Source organism: Arenimonas sp., assembly GCF_035721105.1.
GTDB lineage: Bacteria > Pseudomonadota > Gammaproteobacteria > Xanthomonadales > Xanthomonadaceae > Arenimonas.
Genome location: NZ_DASTNG010000075.1, coordinates 23,354 through 40,596 on the forward strand (window position 1 = coordinate 23,354; position 17,243 = coordinate 40,596).

General features: G+C 72.2%; 14 protein-coding genes and 1 pseudogene. 4 read left to right on the forward strand and 11 right to left on the reverse strand.

Annotation, left to right across the window (positions count from 1 at the left end):
• Positions 1–32: 32 nt before the first annotated feature.
• Entirely contained in the window at positions 33–809 is a 777-nt protein-coding gene (locus VFQ84_RS12320) for an SDR family oxidoreductase (RefSeq protein WP_325131932.1), read from the reverse strand.
• Positions 810–871: 62 nt separating this feature from the next.
• Between VFQ84_RS12320 and VFQ84_RS12325 the strand changes: the two genes are divergently transcribed.
• Positions 872–1,090, forward strand: coding sequence for a hypothetical protein (locus VFQ84_RS12325; protein WP_325131933.1), 219 nt, complete (start codon positions 872–874; stop codon positions 1,088–1,090).
• Positions 1,091–1,142: 52 nt separating this feature from the next.
• Here the strand turns inward: VFQ84_RS12325 and sppA are convergent, their stop codons facing one another.
• Together sppA and VFQ84_RS12335 are read right to left on the reverse strand one after the other, a co-directional pair.
• The gene (gene sppA, locus VFQ84_RS12330) at positions 1,143–3,017 is read right to left on the reverse strand and encodes a signal peptide peptidase SppA (protein WP_325131934.1); all 1,875 of its coding nucleotides are present in this window, start codon (positions 3,015–3,017) and stop codon (positions 1,143–1,145) included.
• A 60-nt stretch (positions 3,018–3,077) separates the two neighbouring features.
• Complete coding sequence (locus VFQ84_RS12335) at positions 3,078–4,436, reverse strand: MATE family efflux transporter (protein WP_325131935.1); 1,359 nt, start codon at positions 4,434–4,436, stop codon at positions 3,078–3,080.
• A 59-nt stretch (positions 4,437–4,495) separates the two neighbouring features.
• On the opposite strand from VFQ84_RS12335, the gene VFQ84_RS12340 reads away from it, so the two are divergent.
• Positions 4,496–5,692 carry a DUF3667 domain-containing protein gene (locus tag VFQ84_RS12340; protein ID WP_325131936.1) on the forward strand — a complete coding sequence of 399 codons (1,197 nt, stop codon included), beginning with the start codon at positions 4,496–4,498 and terminating at the stop codon, positions 5,690–5,692.
• A 6-nt stretch (positions 5,693–5,698) separates the two neighbouring features.
• Here VFQ84_RS12340 and VFQ84_RS12345 read toward each other — a convergent pair whose 3' ends face one another.
• A complete protein-coding gene (locus tag VFQ84_RS12345) occupies positions 5,699–7,309 on the reverse strand; it encodes a DUF3106 domain-containing protein (protein ID WP_325131937.1) in 1,611 nt (536 codons plus the stop codon).
• 423 nt (positions 7,310–7,732) lie between these two features.
• Here VFQ84_RS12345 and VFQ84_RS12350 point away from each other — a divergent pair, with 423 nt between their 5' ends.
• Positions 7,733–9,925, forward strand: coding sequence for a primosomal protein N' (locus VFQ84_RS12350; RefSeq protein ID WP_325131938.1), 2,193 nt, complete (start codon positions 7,733–7,735; stop codon positions 9,923–9,925).
• A 40-nt stretch (positions 9,926–9,965) separates the two neighbouring features.
• Here VFQ84_RS12350 and VFQ84_RS12355 read toward each other — a convergent pair whose 3' ends face one another.
• Positions 9,966–11,657 (reverse strand): MASE1 domain-containing protein, encoded by a 1,692-nt coding sequence (locus VFQ84_RS12355; protein WP_325131939.1) that lies wholly within the window; start codon positions 11,655–11,657, stop codon positions 9,966–9,968.
• A gap of 109 nt (positions 11,658–11,766) precedes the next feature.
• Between VFQ84_RS12355 and VFQ84_RS12360 the strand changes: the two genes are divergently transcribed.
• Positions 11,767–12,387, forward strand: a complete 621-nt coding sequence (locus tag VFQ84_RS12360) for a response regulator transcription factor (protein ID WP_325131940.1) — start codon at positions 11,767–11,769, stop codon at positions 12,385–12,387.
• A gap of 93 nt (positions 12,388–12,480) precedes the next feature.
• Here VFQ84_RS12360 and rpoH read toward each other — a convergent pair whose 3' ends face one another.
• From rpoH to VFQ84_RS12390, 6 genes and pseudogenes are all read right to left on the reverse strand, one after another.
• A complete protein-coding gene (gene rpoH, locus VFQ84_RS12365) occupies positions 12,481–13,341 on the reverse strand; it encodes an RNA polymerase sigma factor RpoH (protein ID WP_414637047.1) in 861 nt (286 codons plus the stop codon).
• A 233-nt stretch (positions 13,342–13,574) separates the two neighbouring features.
• Positions 13,575–14,300 carry a uracil-DNA glycosylase gene (ung, locus tag VFQ84_RS12370; protein WP_325131942.1) on the reverse strand — a complete coding sequence of 242 codons (726 nt, stop codon included), beginning with the start codon at positions 14,298–14,300 and terminating at the stop codon, positions 13,575–13,577.
• A 3-nt stretch (positions 14,301–14,303) separates the two neighbouring features.
• Positions 14,304–15,149 (reverse strand): response regulator, encoded by an 846-nt coding sequence (locus VFQ84_RS12375; protein ID WP_325131943.1) that lies wholly within the window; start codon positions 15,147–15,149, stop codon positions 14,304–14,306.
• A 1-nt stretch (position 15,150) separates the two neighbouring features.
• Complete coding sequence (ftsX, locus tag VFQ84_RS12380; protein ID WP_325131944.1) at positions 15,151–16,143, reverse strand: permease-like cell division protein FtsX; 993 nt, start codon at positions 16,141–16,143, stop codon at positions 15,151–15,153.
• The gene (gene ftsE, locus VFQ84_RS12385; protein ID WP_325131945.1) at positions 16,140–16,826 is read right to left on the reverse strand and encodes a cell division ATP-binding protein FtsE; all 687 of its coding nucleotides are present in this window, start codon (positions 16,824–16,826) and stop codon (positions 16,140–16,142) included. The genes ftsX and ftsE overlap by 4 nt, the downstream gene beginning before the upstream one ends.
• Before the next feature lie 124 nt (positions 16,827–16,950).
• Positions 16,951–17,243 (reverse strand): annotated as a pseudogene (locus tag VFQ84_RS12390) (hypothetical protein); the annotation flags it as partial.

Here is a 17,243-nt window from a genome sequence, read left to right on the forward strand (position 1 = left end):
GTTCGCGCCGGAATCCCAAACCCCGGCGACAACTAAAAGCCGTAGCGAAGGAAGCCGCCGTCGACGGCGATGCATTCGCCGGTGATGTAGCTGGCGGCGGGCAGGCAGAGGAAGGTGACCGCGGCGGCGACTTCCTCCGGCTCGCCGACCCGGCCCATCGGCGTGCGGTCGATCACCTCGTCCAGGTAGTCCGGGTCGGCCAGCTTGGCCGAGGTCCGGCGCGTCCGGATGTACCAGGGCGCCACGGCATTCACCCGCACCCCGTCCTCGGCCCACTCGCAGGCCAGGTTGCGGGTCAGCTGGTGCAGCGCCGCCTTGCTCATGCCGTAGGGCGCGCCGGTGCGCACGTGGGTCAGGCCCGAGACCGAACCAACGTTCACGATCGCCGAAGCCGCGTGCTGGCTGAGCAGCGGGAACGCGAAGCGGCTGAGCTCGAAGGCCGAGAACAGGTTGGTCTCGAAGATCTGCCGCCACTCGTCGTCACCGTAATCCATCGCCGGGCGGCTGGTGTTGGTACCCGCGTTGTTGACCAGCAGCTGCAGCCCCTCGCCCAGGTCCTCGACCCAGTCGAAGATCTCGCGGCGCTGCTCGGCGTCGGACACGTCGGCCGGGAAGGCGCGCACGCGCGCGGCCGGGAATTCGTCCTCGAGTTCGGCGCGCGTCGCCTCCAGCGCCGCCTCGTCGCGCGCGACCAGCAGCAGGTCGGCGCCCGCGCCCAGCAGTTCGGCGGCGATGGCGCGGCCGATGCCGGCGCTGGCGCCGGTCACCAGCGCCACCTGCCCATCCAGTCGCCAGCGATTGATGGTCATCCCGGGCCTCCTGCGCGTCCCGGGGTTAGGATACCGGGCAACCCGCCCGACGGAGCACCCCGATGCGACTCGCCCTGATCCTGGCCGCCGCGCTGCTCACCAGCGGCTGCGACGCCCCCAAGCCCGACCCGACGCCCGAGACCGTGCCCGAGCCGCAGGCCACCCACACCGAACTGCGCGATGCCATGCAGGCGCCGGTGGACAAGGCCCGCGCCGTGGAGGACACCCAGGCCGAGGACGAAGCCGAACGCCAGCGGGCGCTGGAGGAAGCGGGCGGCTGAAACGACGACGCCCGGGCAAGCCCGGGCGTCGCGTCCCACCCCGGGGCCGGGCTCAGTAGGCGCAGAGGCAGTGCGCCACGGCGCGGAACGGCGAGCGGCCCTTGCGGTCGAGCCAGGCCAGTTCGCGCTCGGCGGTGGCCAGGGTTTCGCGATCGAGCATCAGCGGCGCCGGCGCCAGCACGCGCAGCAGGCCCTCGGTGCGTGAGTTCTGGCCCAGGTTGACTACGAACTGCTCGAACGGCGTCAGCGGCTTCTCGATGTAGGTCACGCGATAGCTGCCTTCCTCGAGCTTGGCCAGCGCCGCCGCGGCGTCCAGTGCGGCCTGGAAGCCACCCAGCTCGTCCACCAGTCCGCGCTCCTTGGCCTGCGCACCGCTCCAGACGCGGCCGCGCGCATTCACGTCGATCTCGGCCGGGGTGCTGTCGCGCGCCGCCGCCACCTTGCCGATGAACTCGGCGTAGCCGCGGTCGATCACCGACTGGATCAGCAGGCCCACGTTCGGGTCGAGCGGACGGGTCGGGTCGAAGGCGCCGGCCAGCGGCGTGGTACCGACGCCGTCGGTGCTGACGCCGATCTTCTCGAGCACGCGCGGCACCGTCATCCACAGGCCGAAGATGCCGATCGAGCCGGTGATGGTGGATTCGTCGGCGTAGATGCGGTCGGCGTTCATCGAGATCCAGTAGCCGCCGGACGCGGCCACGTTCGCCATCGACACCACCACCGGCTTGCCGGCGGCCTGCACCAGCTCGACCTCGCGGCGGATCTGCTCGGACGGGAACACGCCGCCGCCGGGCGAATCCACCCGCAGCAGCACGGCCTTGACGTTCTCGTCCTCGCGCGCCGCGCGCAGCAGTTCGGCGGTGGACTCGCCGCCGACCGTGCCCGGCGGCTGCTGGCCGTAGGTGATCTCGCCCTGCGCCACCACCACGGCCACCGTCGGCTGCGGCTCCGCCACCAGGTGCGGACGGTTGATCTGCATCAGGTAGCCGTCCAGCCCGATCTGCCGGAAGCTCTGGGTGTCCTCGTCCAGGGTGCCGCGCTCGACCATCATCTGCTCGAACTCGTGGCCCGTGCGCAGGCCGTCGACCAGCTTCTCGTCGAGCGCCAGCTTGCCCAGGTCGCCCGAGGCCGCCTGCACGCGCGCCGGCAGCTCGTTGATCATCGCGTTCAGCGCCGGCACTTCGACCTTGCGGGCCTGGGCGATGTCGGCGACGAAGCGCTGCCAGACGTCGTTCATCCAGTACAGGTCGGCTTCGCGCGACTCCGGCGAGGCGGCGTCGAGCACGTAGGGCTCGGCGGCGGACTTGTACTCGCCGACCTTGAACAGGTGCACGTCGACGCCCAGCTTTTCCTGCAGGCCCTCGCGGTAGTACATGCGGTAGCGGCCGAAGCCCTCGAGCAGCACGCCGCCCTGCGGGTCCAGGTAGACCTCGTCCGCCTGCGCGGCGATGTAGTACTGGCGCTGCTCCATGTCGGTGCCGTAGGCCACGACCTGCTTGCCGGACGCGCGGAAATCGCGCAGCGCCGCCGCCAGGTCGCGCATGGCCGCGAAGCCCGAGGTCGAGAAGCCGTCGGTGAGCAGCACGATGCGGTCGATGCGCGCATCCTCGCGCGCGGCGTGGATGGCCTGCAGCAGGTCGCGCAGCTGGATCTCGGGCTGGGCCTGGCCGGTGGCGCGGTTGATCACCCGGTCGACCGGCGCCGAGGTGAACTGCTCCACCAGGGCGCCGTCGAGGTCGAGCACCAGCGCGGTGTCATCGTGCATCGGCTGCACGCCCGGGCTGGCCGCGATGGCCAGCAGCATCACGAAGGCGAACAGCAGGAACAGCAGGAAGAACACGTTGAAAACGAGCTGCTGGGCGAAGGTCAGGACACTCCAGACCCCCCGGAAGAACCCCAGGATCGGGCCGCGCTTGGCTTCGGACATTTCAGGACTCCACTTAACTTCGGGCCAGCATACCCAGCCCGGGTGAAGACCGCATGCGCCTTACGTCACCCGCACCGGCGCCAGGGGCCGCCGCGCCAGTCGCCAGAAACGCCAGCCCAGCAGGCCCGCGGCGACGCTCAGGCCCAGGATCAGGCCAGTCCAAAGCCCCGGCGCGCCCTGTCCCTTCACCAAACCAAACCAATAGCCCAGCGGCAGGCCCACGCCCCAGTACGCCAGCACCGTGATGAACATCGGCACGCGGGTGTCCTTGAGGCCGCGCAGCGCGCCCGCCGACATCGCCTGCAGGCCGTCGGGATACTGGAACACCGCCGCGTAGGCCATCAGCAGCGCCGCCAGCGCGATCACCGCCGGATCCTGCGTGAACAAGCCGGCGAGGAACACGCCGCCGAGCACCAGCACCCCCGCCGACAGCGTCTGCGCCAGCATCGCCAGGCCATAGCCCGCCGCCGCCGACCAGCGCACCGCCGACGGATCGCCGGCGCCCACGGCGTGGCCGACCCGCACCGTGGTCGCCATCGCCACGCCCAGCGGCACCATGAAGCACAGGCTGGCCATCAGGATCGCGATCTGGTGCGCGGCGATCTGGGTCGTGCCCAGCTTGCCGATCAGCAGGGCCGTCGCCACGAACAGGCTGCCTTCCATGAACACCGACACGCCCATCGGCAGGCCCAGCCGCAGCAGGTCGCGGATCGGCGCCCAGCGCGGCGGATCGAAGCGCGCGAACAGGCCCAGGTCGGCGAACCGCCGCGAGCGCCCCAGGTAGGCCGCCAGCGCCGCGCTCTGGCAGTACAGGGTGATGGCCACCGCATAGCCCAATCCCGCCGCACCCAGCCCCAGGCCGAACATCAGCGCCCAGCCCAGCGGCGCCAGCAGCACCAGCCCGGCGATGCCGAACACCATCGTCGGCATCGTCCAGGCCACGCCTTCGCTGAGGTTGCGCAGGCAGAAGTACAGCGCCAGCCCGGGTGCGCCCCAGCTGATCGCGCGCAGGAAAGCGATGGCCTCCGGCCGCGCCTCGGCGGTGATGCCCATCGGCGCGAGCGCCAGCGCGCCGGCGCGCACCACGAAGAACAGCCCGACGCCCAGCGCCAGCGCCAGCCACAGCGCCTGCCGGAACACCGCGCCGATCTCGGCGCGGCGGCCGGCGCCGTTGAGCTGGGCCACGGTCGGCGGCACCGCCATCAGCACGCCGATGCTGACCAGGATCACCACCGACCAGACCGCACTGCCGATGCCCACCGCGGCCAGCGTGACCGGCCCGTGGCGGCCGGCCAGCACGGTGTCGACGATATTCATGGCCATCGACGATACCTGCCCCAGCACCAGCGGCAGGGCCAGCACGAAGCTGACGCGCATCTCGCGCAGCAGGCGCGCGGCACGGGTTTCGGAATGACTCATGGGGCAATGCCGGCAGGCTCAGGATCGCTATATTAGCGGCTGCCGCCCCGGAGCCCGCCATGACCACGGAAGCCACCCCGACCCCCGCCCCCGCCCCGGGCCGCCAGTGCCAGAACTGCGGCGAGGCCCTGCTGGGCGAGCACTGCTACGCCTGTGGCCAGCCGACCAAGGGCCTGGTGCGGCACTTCAGCTCGATCGTCGGCGACTTCATGGACTCGGTGTTCGAGCTCGATTCGCGCATCCTGCGCACCATCGGGCCGCTGCTGTTCCGCCCGGGCTACCTGAGCCAAGAATACTTCGCCGGCCGGCGCGTCCGCTACGTCAGCCCGGTGCGGCTGTTCGTGTTCCTGAGCCTGTTCGCGTTCTTCGCCGCCCAGCTCAGCTTCGACATCGACAAGGGCGAGGACGTCGTCAAGTTCGACAACGCCGAGGCTGCGGGCGCGCCGGCCATCACCGCCACCGAGGGCGGCGTGCGCCTGCTCGACGCCACCACCGTCGCCGACGTCGAGCGGATCCGCGATGCCGCGCTGGCCGAGATCGCGGCGGCGCGCGAGGAGTCCAAGGGCGTGCCCGGCGTCGGCATCGGCCTGGACGTGGCCAGCAAGGCCATCGAGAACGACGCCCGCCGGCGGATCGCCGAGATCGAGGAGAGCCAGCGCACCGGCAAGCCGCTGGCGATCCAGCGCAACGAAGACGACGACATCAGCTTCAACGGAACCCCCTGGGACCCGGTGACCAACCCGCTGAAGGTCGACTGGCTGGGCGAACGCGGCAACGCCCGCCTCAATGCCTACGCCGGGCGCGCCAAGGGCAACATCAAGCGCATCCAGGAAGACCCCAACCTGCTCAAGGACGCCTTCCTGTCGACGGTGCCGACCACCCTGTTCGCGCTGCTGCCGCTGTTCGCGGTGCTGCTCAAGCTCGCCTACCTGTTCAAGCGCCGGCTGTACATGGAGCACCTGATCGTCGCGCTGCACAGCCACAGCTTCCTGTGCGCGGGGCTGCTGGTGACGCTGCTGCTGGACGCGCTGGCCGGCTGGAGCAGCGGCCTGGCCTGGCTGTCGCCGCTGTTCCGCTTCGGCGAAATCGCGATGCTCTGCTGGATGCCGCTCTACCTGCTGCTGATGCAGAAGCGCGTGTACCGGCAGGGCTGGATCATGACCCTGCTCAAGTACGCCGTGCTGGGCACGGCCTACCTGGTGCTGATTTCCTTCGGCGCCACCGCCAGCCTGCTCGCCAGCCTGGTCAACATGTAGCAGCGGTCAGCGGCCCAGGCGGGCGCGCACCACGGCTTCGCGCGCCTCGGGCGCGGCCTCGACCAGCTCGCGCCGCAGGGATTCGCGTTCGCTGGCCGGCAGGCGCCGCGCCAGGATCGCCAGATCGGCGCGGGTGGCGGGGGTGAGCTCCCGCAGCAGCTCGCGCAGGGCGGCGCGTTCGCCCTCGGGCACGAACGCGAACAGCGGCCGCAGCTCGGCGAAGCCCGCCCCCACGTCCGGCCCCAGCCACCAGTCCTGGCGCTGGTCCGACGGCAGCGCATCGAAGGCCGCCTGCAGCGCCTCCCGGGATTCCGGCGGCAGGGCCGCCCGGCGGGCCGCGGCGTCGCGCAGCTGTTGGCGCTCGGCCGCCGGCAGCGCCAGCCACGCGGCGAAGGGTCCGCGACGCCGGGCCTTCTCGGCCGGCGGCAGCGCGTCCCAGGCGGCGATGCGCTGGCGCAGCGCGTCGCGCGCGGCCGGGTCCGCCGCGGCCCAGTGCGCGGTGTTGGCGCGCAGCCGCTGGCGGGTGTCGGCGTCCAGCGCCGGCCAGGCGCTGGCCAAGGGCGCCAGCAGCCGGCGCTCCTCCGGCGGCAGCGAGGGGAAGTCGAGCAAGGCCGGGGCGGCGCTGGCGACGCGGTCGCCGTTCGCGGCATCGATGGCATCGGCGGCACCCGCCGCACTCGCCGCATCCGCCGCTTCATCGGCAGACCCGAGGGGCTGGGCACCGCCGGCGCCCTCGGGAACGGCGGTGGCGGGCGCGGCGGCAGGAGGCGCCGCCAGGGCGTCGCCGGCCTCGCCCGAGGCCAGCCAGCTCAACAGCGCCAGGTCGGCGGCGAGGGCTTCATCCCCGGGCGCCACGATCTGCGCGTAGTCCGGGTGGGTGACCAGGTCGGCCTCGCTGCCGGCGGGCATCGGCGCGGGGGCGGGTTCGACCGGCAGGTCCTGGGTGCCGCCGGGCGCCAGCACCGGTGCGGTGGGCCAGTAGGTCGCCGCGAAGGCGAGGCCCAGCAGCCCCAGCGCGGCCCAGGCCAGGCGGCGGCGCCAGGGCGAAACGGGCGCCGCCACGGCCGCGACCGGCTCGGGCGCGTCCTGCAGGACCCGGGCGCGCAGCGCCGCCAGCGCCTCCACCCGCTCGGCGGGCAGCGTCTTGACCTGGCGGTGCAGGCGCTCGCGCAGGGCGCCCAGCACGGCGTAGCTGACGCCGGCGTCGCCCAGCTGCTGCAGGGCGCGCTGCAGGGCGAACCGGTAGGTCGGCTCGCTGACGCCCAGCACCGAGGCGGCGTGCACGAAGTCCAGGCCGGCCACGATCCGCAGCAGCAGCGCCGCCCGCGGCCCGGAACCCAGCGCCCCCAGCTCCGGGATGTCGCTGGCGCCCTCGGCCAGCTCGGCCTGGGCCAGCAGCAGCGCCCAGAAGGCCGCCGGCCAGGACGACAGCGGGCTGTGCCCGGAAACCTCGCGGAACGCCCGCATGGCGCGCCCCAGGGCCGCCTGGGCGACCTCGTCCTCCCCGCACTGGACCTGGACGAACACGAAGGCCCGTCGCTCGATGCCGCGCAGGAAGGCGGACAGCGCGGACGAGGCCGGCGGGGTCGGGGCGGGGGACGGGGGAGCGGAGGGCACGGGGCATTCTAGCTAACCCGTCACATTTCGAGGCGGTTGACAGGCTTGAAAACGCTGCTCCGCCAAGCCCGGCGCGGCTTCCGGCGTGAAACGTTGTGCACAGCGCCAAGTTGGGGCCTCGACCCGGCCCCCGGGACGCCGTGAAGGCCGTGATGACTGATTTGTGATCACTGCAACTTGTTGATTCAAAAGCACTATGACGGCTTGGTTAAAAAATCGCCAACCCGGCCCAAGCGCCCTTGGCATGGGGGGTGCGCAGGCCTCCCCGGAACCTCTTCCACAGAGTTATCCACAAACGGTGTGGATAAGGGAGATTCGTTTTCGTGAACAGTAGCTTAGGGCTGTTTTCTGATGCATCCGACAGCAATGGTATGCAAGTGGGGTAAGAACCCTTCCGACGGAGCCCTCAGCTAGACTCACGCCATGCCGCCCCGCCCTGAAACCGTGCTGCGCATCGCCCTGCCGGTGCCGTTGCCGCGCGCCTTCGACTACCGCCCGCCCGCCGGCGCGACGGCCGATGCCGGCTGGATCGGCTGCCGGGTCCGGGTCCCGTTCGGGCGGGGCGACGGCGAACAGGTGGGCGTGGTGGTCGGGGTCGGCCCGGCCGAGGGCGACGGCGAGGGCCTCAAGCCCGTGCGCGAACGCCTGGACGCGTCGCCGCTGCTGGCGGGCGAACTGTTCGAGAGCCTGCGCTGGCTGGCCGGCTACTACCACGCGCCCCTGGGCGAGGTGCTGGCGATGGCGCTCCCGGGTCCGCTGCGCGCCGGCCAGCCCCTGCCCGAGACCGCCCGCCACGGCTGGGCGCTCACGGCCGCCGGCCAGGCCGCCGCCGCCGCGCCCGGCCGGGACGGCAAGCCCCGGCGCCTGCTGCTGCAGCTGGCCGCCCGCCCCTGGGGCGAGGACCGACTGGACCAGGCCGGCGAAGACTGGCGCGGCGCCGCCCGCGCCCTGGCCGAGCGCGGCCTGGCCGAACGGATCGTGCTGGCTGGCCGCCCCGAGCCAGCGCCGCTGGCGCCCGGCCCGGCCCTGATGCCGGCCCAGGCCCAGGCCCTGGCCGCGCTGCGCGAGGGCGAGGGTTTCCGCCCCTGCCTGCTCGAGGGCGTCACCGGCAGCGGCAAGACCGAGGTCTACCTGCAAGCAATCGCCGACTGCCTGGCGGCCGGCAAGCAGGCGCTGGTGCTGGTGCCCGAGATCGGCCTGACCCCGCAGGCGCTGGCCCGCTTCCGCAGCCGCCTCGGGGTGCCGGTGCTGGCGGCGCACTCGGGCCTGGCCGACGGCGAACGCGCCCGGGCCTGGACCGCGATGCTGCGGGGCGAGGCGCGGGTGCTGGTGGGCACCCGCTCGGCGGTGTTCTGCCCGCTGCCCGAGGCCGGCCTGATCGTGGTCGACGAAGAGCACGACGGCTCCTACAAGCAGCAGGACGGCGTCCGCTACCACGCCCGCGACCTGGCCCTGGTGCGCGCCAGCAAGCTCGGTGTCCCGGTGCTGCTGGGCAGCGCCACGCCGTCGCTGGAAACCCTGCACAACGCCCTGTCCGGCCGCTACCGGCATCTGCGCCTGGGCCAGCGCGCGGGCGGCGCCCGCCCGCCCGCCGTGCGCGTGGTCGACATCCGCAAGCGCCAGCTGCGCAACGGCCTGTCGGAGGACCTGCTGGATGCCGTCGGCCGCTGCCTGGCGCGCGGCGAACAGGCGCTGGTGTTCAAGAACCGCCGCGGCTATGCGCCGGTGCTGCTGTGCCACGACTGCGGCTGGAGCGCGCACTGCAAGCGCTGCGACGCGGCGATGACCGTGCACGCCGGCGGCCGCCGCCTCATCTGCCACCACTGCGGCGCCCGCGCCACCCCACCCAATGCCTGCCCCGACTGCGCCAGCCTGGCGCTGCAGCCGCAGGGCGCCGGCACCGAGCGCATCGAGGAGGCGCTGGCCGAGCGCTTCCCCGACGCCCTGATGATCCGCGTCGACCGCGAGACCACGCGTCGCCGCGACGCCATCGAGAAACACCTGGAAGCCTTCGGCGACCGGGCGGGCATCCTGGTCGGCACCCAGATGCTGGCCAAAGGCCACGACCTGCCGCGGCTGACGCTGGTGGCGGTGGTGGGCGTGGACGAAGGCCTGTTCAGCGCCGACTTCCGCGCCGGCGAGAAGCTGGCGCAGCTGCTGATCCAGGTCGCGGGCCGCGCCGGCCGCGCCCAGCTGCCGGGCGAAGTGGTGCTGCAAACCCACCACCCCGAGCACCCGCTGCTCAACACCCTGCTCGCCGGCGGTTACCCCGCGGTGGCGGCGCTGCAGCTGGCCGAGCGCGAGGTCGCGCAGTTCCCGCCCTACGCGCACCTGGCGCTGCTGCGCGCCGAGGCGCCGACCGAGGGCGACATGCAGGCCTTCCTGCGCGAAGCCAAGGAAGCATTCGACCGCCGCGAGGGCGTGCAGCTCAACGGCCCGATGCCGGCCCCGATGGCACGCCGCGCCGGCAAGGCGCGCGGCCAGATCCTGCTCGACGCCCTCCAGCGCGCGCCCCTGCACGCCGCGCTGCAGGACTGGCTGCCGCGCCTGCAGGCCCTGAAGTCGGCCCGCAAGGTGCGCTGGTCGCTCGACGTCGACCCCACCGATCTCTACTGAAGGCGCCGGGCGTATTGGACCTGCCCGCGCCACGCCCGGATCATCGTGGGCGCGGCGCCGCGCCGGGATCCGGGGACCGCAGCGGCTGCCGGAGCACCGCGTGCACGCGCAGGCCAGGACGAAGCTGGCTGATCACCAGGCGCCCCCCGAGCGCCAGGATCCGGTCCTGCAGGCCGGTCATGCCGTTGCCGGGGCGCAGCTCGGCGACGCGGCCGCAGCCGTCGTCGCGGATGTCCAGGAACACGCAGAGCTGGCCGTCGCGCGCGCTCACCCGCAGCCGCAGCGAGCAGTGCCGGGCGCGCGAGTGCCGCACGATGTTGGTGATTGATTCCTGCGCGATGCGGAACGCCGCCACGCGATGCACCGGATTGAGCCGGGCCAGCAGCCGCGCATCGCCCTCGAGGCGGGTCTCGAACACCAGGCCGGCGTCCTCGACCAGCCGGCGCAGGCTGCCGCGGTCGATGGCGCCGAACAGGCCCAACTCGTCCAGGGCCGCGGGGCGCAGCGAGTCCAGCACGCGGCCGATGTTTTGCTGCATCGCGCGCGTGATCTCCAGGAGCCGGTCGACCACGCCGGCGCGGCCGGCGGCCGCGAGGTCCGGGGCCGACAGCTTCAGGTGGGTCTGCAGCGCGGCGAGGTTCTGGCCGAATTCGTCGTGCAGTTCGCCGGCCAGGCGCTGGCGTTCGCGCTCCTCGACCTTGAGGTTGCGGATGGCGGCGTCGTGCAGCTCTTCGGCCAGGAGCAGCTGCCGGCGCCTGGCCACCGCCAGCTCGGCCGACTGCCGGCGCAGGCCGTCGACGGTGGCGCCGAACATCAGCGCCATGGTGCCGGCGATGGCGATGAACAGCTGCAGCCACACCGGCCACTGCGCGGCGAGGCCCAGGTGGTCCTCGAGCGCGATCAGCACGCTGGCCGACAGCAGCGACAGCACCGCGCCGCGCCAGCCGTGGCGCATCGAGAACACCACCACCGCCACCAGCACCAGCATGCGCAGCAGCTCGGCCAGCGCCGCCGACTCCCGGGCCACCGCCACCAGCGACAGCAGCGCGATGAACAGCGGCGCCAGCATCATCGCCTCGCCCAGGATGCGGCGGCTGCCCGGGTGGTGCCGCGGCTCGGCGATCCACGCGCCCAGCGGCACCACCAGCAGCATGCCGATGAAATGCCCCAGCAGGTTCTTCACCGCGAAGAAGCCGAGCAGCGACGCGTCGCCCGCCAGCCGCACGGTGTCGACCAGCAGCGACAGGCGGATGTCGCTGATGCTGCCTTCGTTCAGGACATAGCCCACGTCCTTGGCCGCCAGCAGCGCGGCGGCGACCAGCGCCGCCACCAGGAAGCGTTCGATGCCGTCGCCGGCGGCCAGCGCCAGCGGCCGGATGTTGGCGCGGCAAAGCAGGGCGACGCCCGCCATTACCAGGAAGGGTTCGAGCAGGTTGCCCAGCACGAAGGACGTGGCGTCATGCCAGTAGTGCAGGAAGCCGCCGTCGACGCCGTTGCGCCAGCCGATCAGCAGGCCGTTGAGGCAACGCACCAGGATCGTGGCCAGCACCAGCGCCGGCCACTGCCGCCGGGGCTGCAGCCACAGGGCCAGGAACAGCAGTCCGGTGGCGACGTGCCAGTGCAGGAACCCCAGCACCAGCAGCAGCCAGTAGCCCAGGCCGAACGCGGCTGCCGCGGGCCAGGCCGACCGCAGCGCGGTTCCGGGGTAAGGAGCAAGGGGGTCCGCGCGCATCCGCGGATTGTCCGTACGCAATCGGGCCGCGTACAAGGACTCCGGTCACACTAAGAAAAAATCTCAGTCCCGGGGCCGGGAGGATGCCGGAACTGTCAAACTCGTCGCCATGATCCGCGTCCTCCTCATCGACGACCACGCCATCGTCCGCGAGGGCTTCAAGCGGCTGATCGAGAGTTCGCCGGGCTTCCTGGTGGTGGCCGAGGCGCGCAACGCCGACGAGGCACTGTCCGCGCTCGAGCGCGTTTCCGCCGACATCGCGGTGGTCGACATCAGCCTGGGCGATGGCGCCAGTAGCGGCCTGGACCTGATCGCCCTGCTGCGGGACCTGATGCACGGCCTGCGCTGCGTGGTGCTGAGCATGCACGACGACTCCGGGCTGGTGCTGCGTGCGCTGGAACAGGGCGCGCGCGGTTACTTCACCAAGGCGGTGGCGGCCGACGAGCTGCTCGACGGCCTGCGCCGGGTCGCCGCCGGCGAAGTGGTGCTGAGCTCGGACCTGGCGCCACCGGTCTCGAACCCGGCCCCGCTGCTGACGCCGCGCGAGCGCGCCACCCTGCGCGGCCTGCTCTCGGATCGGCCGCCCAAGGCGATCGCCTACGACCTGGGCATCAGCGACAAGACCCTGTACCGGCACCGCGCGAACCTGATGGAGAAGCTCGGCGCCCGCAACAGCACAGAACTGGCCCGCATCGCCCGAGAGCGCGGCCTGCTGGCCGACCTGGGCTGAGACCGGGGTTTCATCGGGGGCCGCGGCGGTTTTCCAGACGCTGGAACGACAACGGCCCCTTGCGGGGCCGTCGTCTGTTGCGCTGGGGCGAATTCAGGCCGCGAACAGCGCCCGCATCTTCTTGAGCGCGTTGGCCTCGACCTGGCGGATGCGCTCGGCGCTGACGCCGTACTCGTCGGCCAGCTCCTGCAGCGTCGCCTTGGGCTCGCCCAGGAAGCGGCGCTTGAGGATGTCGCGCGAGCGCTGGTCGAGGCCGGCCAGGCCCTCGCGCAGCAGCTCGAGCTGGTCGTCCTCGTGGCTTTCGCGCTCGTAGGCCATGGCCGGGTCGTCGCTGGCGTCACGCAGGTAGGCCACCGGCGACGGCGGCGCGTTGTCATTGTCCTCGTCCGGCGCGTCGAAGCCGATGTCGCGACCGCTCAGGCGCGACTCCATCTCCAGCACTTCGCGCTTGGAGACGTTGAGGTCCTTGGCGACCGCGGTGACTTCGGCGTCGTTCATCCAGCCCAGGCGCTTCTTGGACTTGCGCAGGTTGAAGAACAGCTTGCGCTGCGCCTTGGTGGTGGCGACCTTGACGATGCGCCAGTTGCGCAGGATGAACTCGTGCATCTCGGCGCGCACCCAGTGCACGGCGAAGGACACCAGGCGCACGCCCTGGTCGGGGTCGAAGCGCTTGACCGCCTTCATCAGGCCGATGTTGCCTTCCTGCACCAGGTCGCCCATGCCCAGGCCGTAGCCCTGGTAGCCGCGGGCGACGTGCACGACGAAGCGCAGGTGGGAGACGACCAGGGCCTTGGCGGCATCGAGGTCCTCTTCGTCACGGAAGCGGCGCGCGAGGTCCTGCTCTTCCTCGACGGTGAGCACGGGCACGCGGTTGACCGCGGCGATGTACGCATCCAGCGAGCCGAGCGCACTCGGGATCGGCAGGTTATTCGCGATCAGGGCGGTGGTGGTCATGCGTTCCTCGTTCATGGGCCAGAGTTTAGCACTCGGCCTGTTGGAGTGCTGAATAGGCCAAAAGTTCCCTGTCCGTCCCATGAATGGAACAGCCAATCCCCTGGCGACGTTCCTGTTCTGGGGGCCGTGACGGCGGGTTCAAGGGGGCCCGGGCGGGACTTCCTGGCGCCGATCGGGCCGGCGCCGGGCCCCGGGACAGGCTCCCGGCCCGGGGCGCCGCCGCCCCAAGCACCTCAGTCGCCGCGGGCCAACGCGGCCTCGATTTCGCCGCGCGGCGGCAGCGCCCACTGGATCGGCGCCTGGCGGGCACCCTCCAGCCAGCGGTTGGCCTTGCCGAAGTGGCCGCAGCCCAGGAAACCCCGGTGCGCCGACAGCGGCGACGGGTGCGGGGCGCGCAGCATGCAGTGCCGGCGCGGGTCCACCAGCTTGCCCTTGGCCTGGGCGTAGCTGCCCCAGAGCATGAACACCAGGCCCTCGCGCTCCCGGTCCAGGGCCTGGACGATGGCGTCGGTGAAGCCCTCCCAGCCCTTGCCCTGGTGCGAGCCGGCCTTGCCCTCCTCGACCGTCAGCACGGCATTGAGCAGGAGCACGCCCTGCCGGGCCCAGCTGAGCAGGCAGCCGTGGTCGGCCGGCGGGATGCCCAGGTCGGCCTTGAGTTCCTTGTAGATGTTCTGCAGCGAGGGCGGCACCGGCACGCCCGGCAGCACCGAGAAGCACAGCCCGTGGGCCTGGCCGGCGCCGTGGTAGGGGTCCTGGCCGAGGATGACCACCTTCACCTGGTCGAAGGGCGTGGCGTCGAGCGCCGAGAAGATCCGCGGCCCGGGCGGGAAGATGGCCTTGCCGCGGGCCTTTTCCTGACGCAGGAAGGCGCCGAGTTCGCGCATGTCGGGCCGCTGCAGGTAGTCGCCGACCCGCGCCTTCCAGGAGGGCTCTAGCCGGATCCGGTCCTCGTCGGACACCGCTTACTTCTTGGCGAGCTTGTCGCGGAGCATGCGGCCGACGCGCAGCTGGAACAGCAGCTTGGTCACCAGCAGGCGCTCCTCGATCGGCTTCTGCACCAGGTCGTTGGCGCCTTCGCGCAGCAGGTCGCTCTGGTTGGCCGGGTTGGCGTCGCCGGTCATCACCAGCACCGGCAGCATGCCCTTGGCGTAGCCGAATTCGTGGCGGATCGAGTGCAGCAGGTCCTTGCCGGTCAGCTCGCCCTTCAGATACACGTCGGTGAGCACCACGTCCGGGCCGGGGATGCGGCCCTGCGCCTTCATCGTTTCGAGGTGGGCGATGGCGTCTTCCACGCCGGTGGCGTGGATCACGCTCAGGCCGTGCTTCTCGAGCATGCGGCGGGTGGCCATGGCCACGACGCGGCTGTCCTCGACGTACAGCACTTCGCCGCCGGCCTCGGACTCGGGCGCCACGTAGCCCTTGATGAAGGCGGCCAGCGCGTTGAAGCCCAGGGCCTTGTCGAAGTAGTCGGTGACGTCGTCGCTGATCGAACGACTCTCCAGCCGCTCCTGCACGTCGCCCGAGACCACGATGATCGGGATGTAGGCCTGCGGCGTGTGCTCGCGCAGGTATCGGGCCAGGTCCAGGCCGTCCATGTCGGGCAGGCGCAGGGCGGTGGTGACCAGGTTGACGGCGCCGGCCTGCAGGGCGGCCTTGGCCTCCTCGCCGGTTTCGCAGCCGACGAACTCCATGCCCGGCAGCTGCTGGCGCAGGACGCCCTCGATCATCTTGCGCACGACCTTGGAGCCGTCCACGACCATGATGCGGGGCGAGCTGGTGTCGAAGCTACGGAAGCTGGGGCTGTTCATGTCAGACGTCCACCGGACGGGTCCGACGTAGATGATGCCCGGTTGCGAGCCATGCGCCCAGCCACCCCATCAACGCCGCCCCCGCCAGCAGGGCCAGGCTGCCCCGCCAGCCGGGGCCGGCGAGGTCGAACTGGCTGCCGTAGCTGGCCACCAGGGCCGACAGCCGGCCCTGCAGCAGCAGGCCGGCCACGACCAGCAGCAGGCCGGCCAGCAGGCCCGCGGCCAGGCCGTACCAGGCGCCGAGGTAGAGGAAGGGCCGGCGGACGAAGGCATCGGTGGCGCCCAGGTGCTGGAGCACGGCGATTTCCTCGCTGCGAGCGCCGATGTCGAGCCGCACGGTGTTGCCCACCACCAGCAGCACGCCCAGTCCCAGCAGCACGGCCACGACCTGGACCAGGCGCTCGCCGAAGGCCAGCCAGGCCGACAGCCGCTGGCGCCAGGCGGCGTCGTGCTGCACCACCTCGGCCTGGGGCAGGGCCCGCAGGTCGGCGGCCAGCGCGTCGCCGTCGTCGCGCGGCTGCACCATCAGCACGGTGGGCAGCGGGTTCTCGTCCAGCACCTCGAGGGCGCCCGCCAGGTCGCTCATGGCGCGGAACTCCGCCAGCCCTTCCTCGGGCGTGCGCACGATCACCGCGGCCACGTCCGGGCGGGTGCCGATGCCGGTGGCCAGCTCGCGGGCCTGCGCCTCGGTGATGTCGGCCTTGAGGAAGACGCCGATCTCGCGCGATTCGGACACGCTGCCGGAGAAGCGTTCGATGTTGCCCAGCGCCAGCCCCAGGCCCAGCGGCAGCGCCAGCGCGATCGCCATCACGCCGACGGTGAGGCCGGTGGCGAAGGGCCGCTTGAGCAGGCGGCCGAGGCTGGAAACCAGCGAATACAGATGCTGTTCGCGCCAGGCGCGAAGGCGGCTGCCCAGGCCGCCGGCCTTCACGCGCTCGGCGGCCGCGGGCTTGGCGGCCGGCTTGGCGGCGGGTTTGGCGGACGGGGTGTTCATGCCGCCAGGTCCTCGGGCGAGATGTCGTCGAGCAGCTTGCCGTGGTCGAGCACCAGCACCCGGCGGCGCATGCGCTTGACCAGGGCCAGGTCGTGGCTGGCGACCATGACGGTGGTGCCCAGCGCCGGCAGCGAGGCGAACAGCTGCATGATCTCGGCCGCCAGCTGGGGATCGAGGTTGCCGGTGGGCTCGTCGGCCACCAGCAGCTGCGGCTGGGCGACGATGGCGCGGGCGATGCCCACGCGCTGCTGCTCGCCGGTCGAGAGCTGCAGCGGCAGGGCGCGTTCGCGATCGCCCAGGCCGACCTTGTCCAGCACCGCGCGCACGCGCTTGCCGACTTCGGCGCCGGGCATCCCGGCGATCAGCAGCGGCAGCGCCACGTTGTCGAACACGCTGCGGTCGGTTAGCAGGCGGTGGTCCTGGAACACCACGCCGACCTGGCGCCGGTGCAGCGGCACCTTGCCGCCGCGGACCTTGGCCAGGTTGCGCTCGTTCACCAGCACGGTGCCGCGGCTCGGCCGCTCGGACAGGTGCACCAGTCGCAGCAGGGTGGACTTGCCGGCGCCGGAGTGGCCGGTGACGAAGAGCATTTCGCCCTGCTCCACCGAGAAGCTGACCTCGCTCAGCGCGGGCGCGCTGCCCGGGTAGGCCTTGGTGACGTTGTCGAAGCGGAGGAGGGCCATGCGGGTCCGGGGCGGCGAAAGCGCCACAAATCTAGCAGACGTGAAGAAAGGTAGGAGGGCCTTCAGGCCCGAAGCTCTTGGCGAAGAGCTTCGGGCCTGAAGGCCCTCCTACGGAAAGCGTCGGTCAGTGGCCGGTGGGCGGGGTGCGCTTGACCAGCGACTTGATGCCCGCCTTGATGCGACCGAACAGCGACGGCTTCTCGCCGGCCGGGGCCTTGGCCGGCGCGGCCTCGGGCTTGCGCTCGCCGCGCGGCTTGCCGCCCTCGGCGCCCGCGGCCTCGCCCACCGGGCGACCGCCGCGACGGCGACGACGCTTGCGCGCGGGGGCGTTCGGATCGACCTGCATCGGCGACGACGGCGACGGGCGCTGGGCCGGGCGCTCGGCGGCGGGCGCTTCGACCGCGCCGGCGGCTTCGG

Bases quoted from the DNA above. Each gene is read 5' to 3' on its own strand.
- VFQ84_RS12320 (WP_325131932.1), bottom strand. From the start codon at position 809: ATGACCATCAATCGCTGGCGACTGGATGGGCAGGTGGCGCTGGTGACC.
- VFQ84_RS12325 (WP_325131933.1), top strand. From the start codon at position 872: ATGCGACTCGCCCTGATCCTGGCCGCCGCGCTGCTCACCAGCGGCTGC.
- sppA (WP_325131934.1), bottom strand. From the start codon at position 3,017: ATGTCCGAAGCCAAGCGCGGCCCGATCCTGGGGTTCTTCCGGGGGGTC.
- VFQ84_RS12335 (WP_325131935.1), bottom strand. From the start codon at position 4,436: ATGAGTCATTCCGAAACCCGTGCCGCGCGCCTGCTGCGCGAGATGCGC.
- VFQ84_RS12340 (WP_325131936.1), top strand. From the start codon at position 4,496: ATGACCACGGAAGCCACCCCGACCCCCGCCCCCGCCCCGGGCCGCCAG.
- VFQ84_RS12350 (WP_325131938.1), top strand. From the start codon at position 7,733: ATGCCGCCCCGCCCTGAAACCGTGCTGCGCATCGCCCTGCCGGTGCCG.
- VFQ84_RS12355 (WP_325131939.1), bottom strand. From the start codon at position 11,657: ATGCGCGCGGACCCCCTTGCTCCTTACCCCGGAACCGCGCTGCGGTCG.
- VFQ84_RS12360 (WP_325131940.1), top strand. From the start codon at position 11,767: ATGATCCGCGTCCTCCTCATCGACGACCACGCCATCGTCCGCGAGGGC.
- rpoH (WP_414637047.1), bottom strand. From the start codon at position 13,341: ATGACCACCACCGCCCTGATCGCGAATAACCTGCCGATCCCGAGTGCG.
- VFQ84_RS12375 (WP_325131943.1), bottom strand. From the start codon at position 15,149: ATGAACAGCCCCAGCTTCCGTAGCTTCGACACCAGCTCGCCCCGCATC.
- ftsX (WP_325131944.1), bottom strand. From the start codon at position 16,143: ATGAACACCCCGTCCGCCAAACCCGCCGCCAAGCCGGCCGCCAAGCCC.
- ftsE (WP_325131945.1), bottom strand. From the start codon at position 16,826: ATGGCCCTCCTCCGCTTCGACAACGTCACCAAGGCCTACCCGGGCAGC.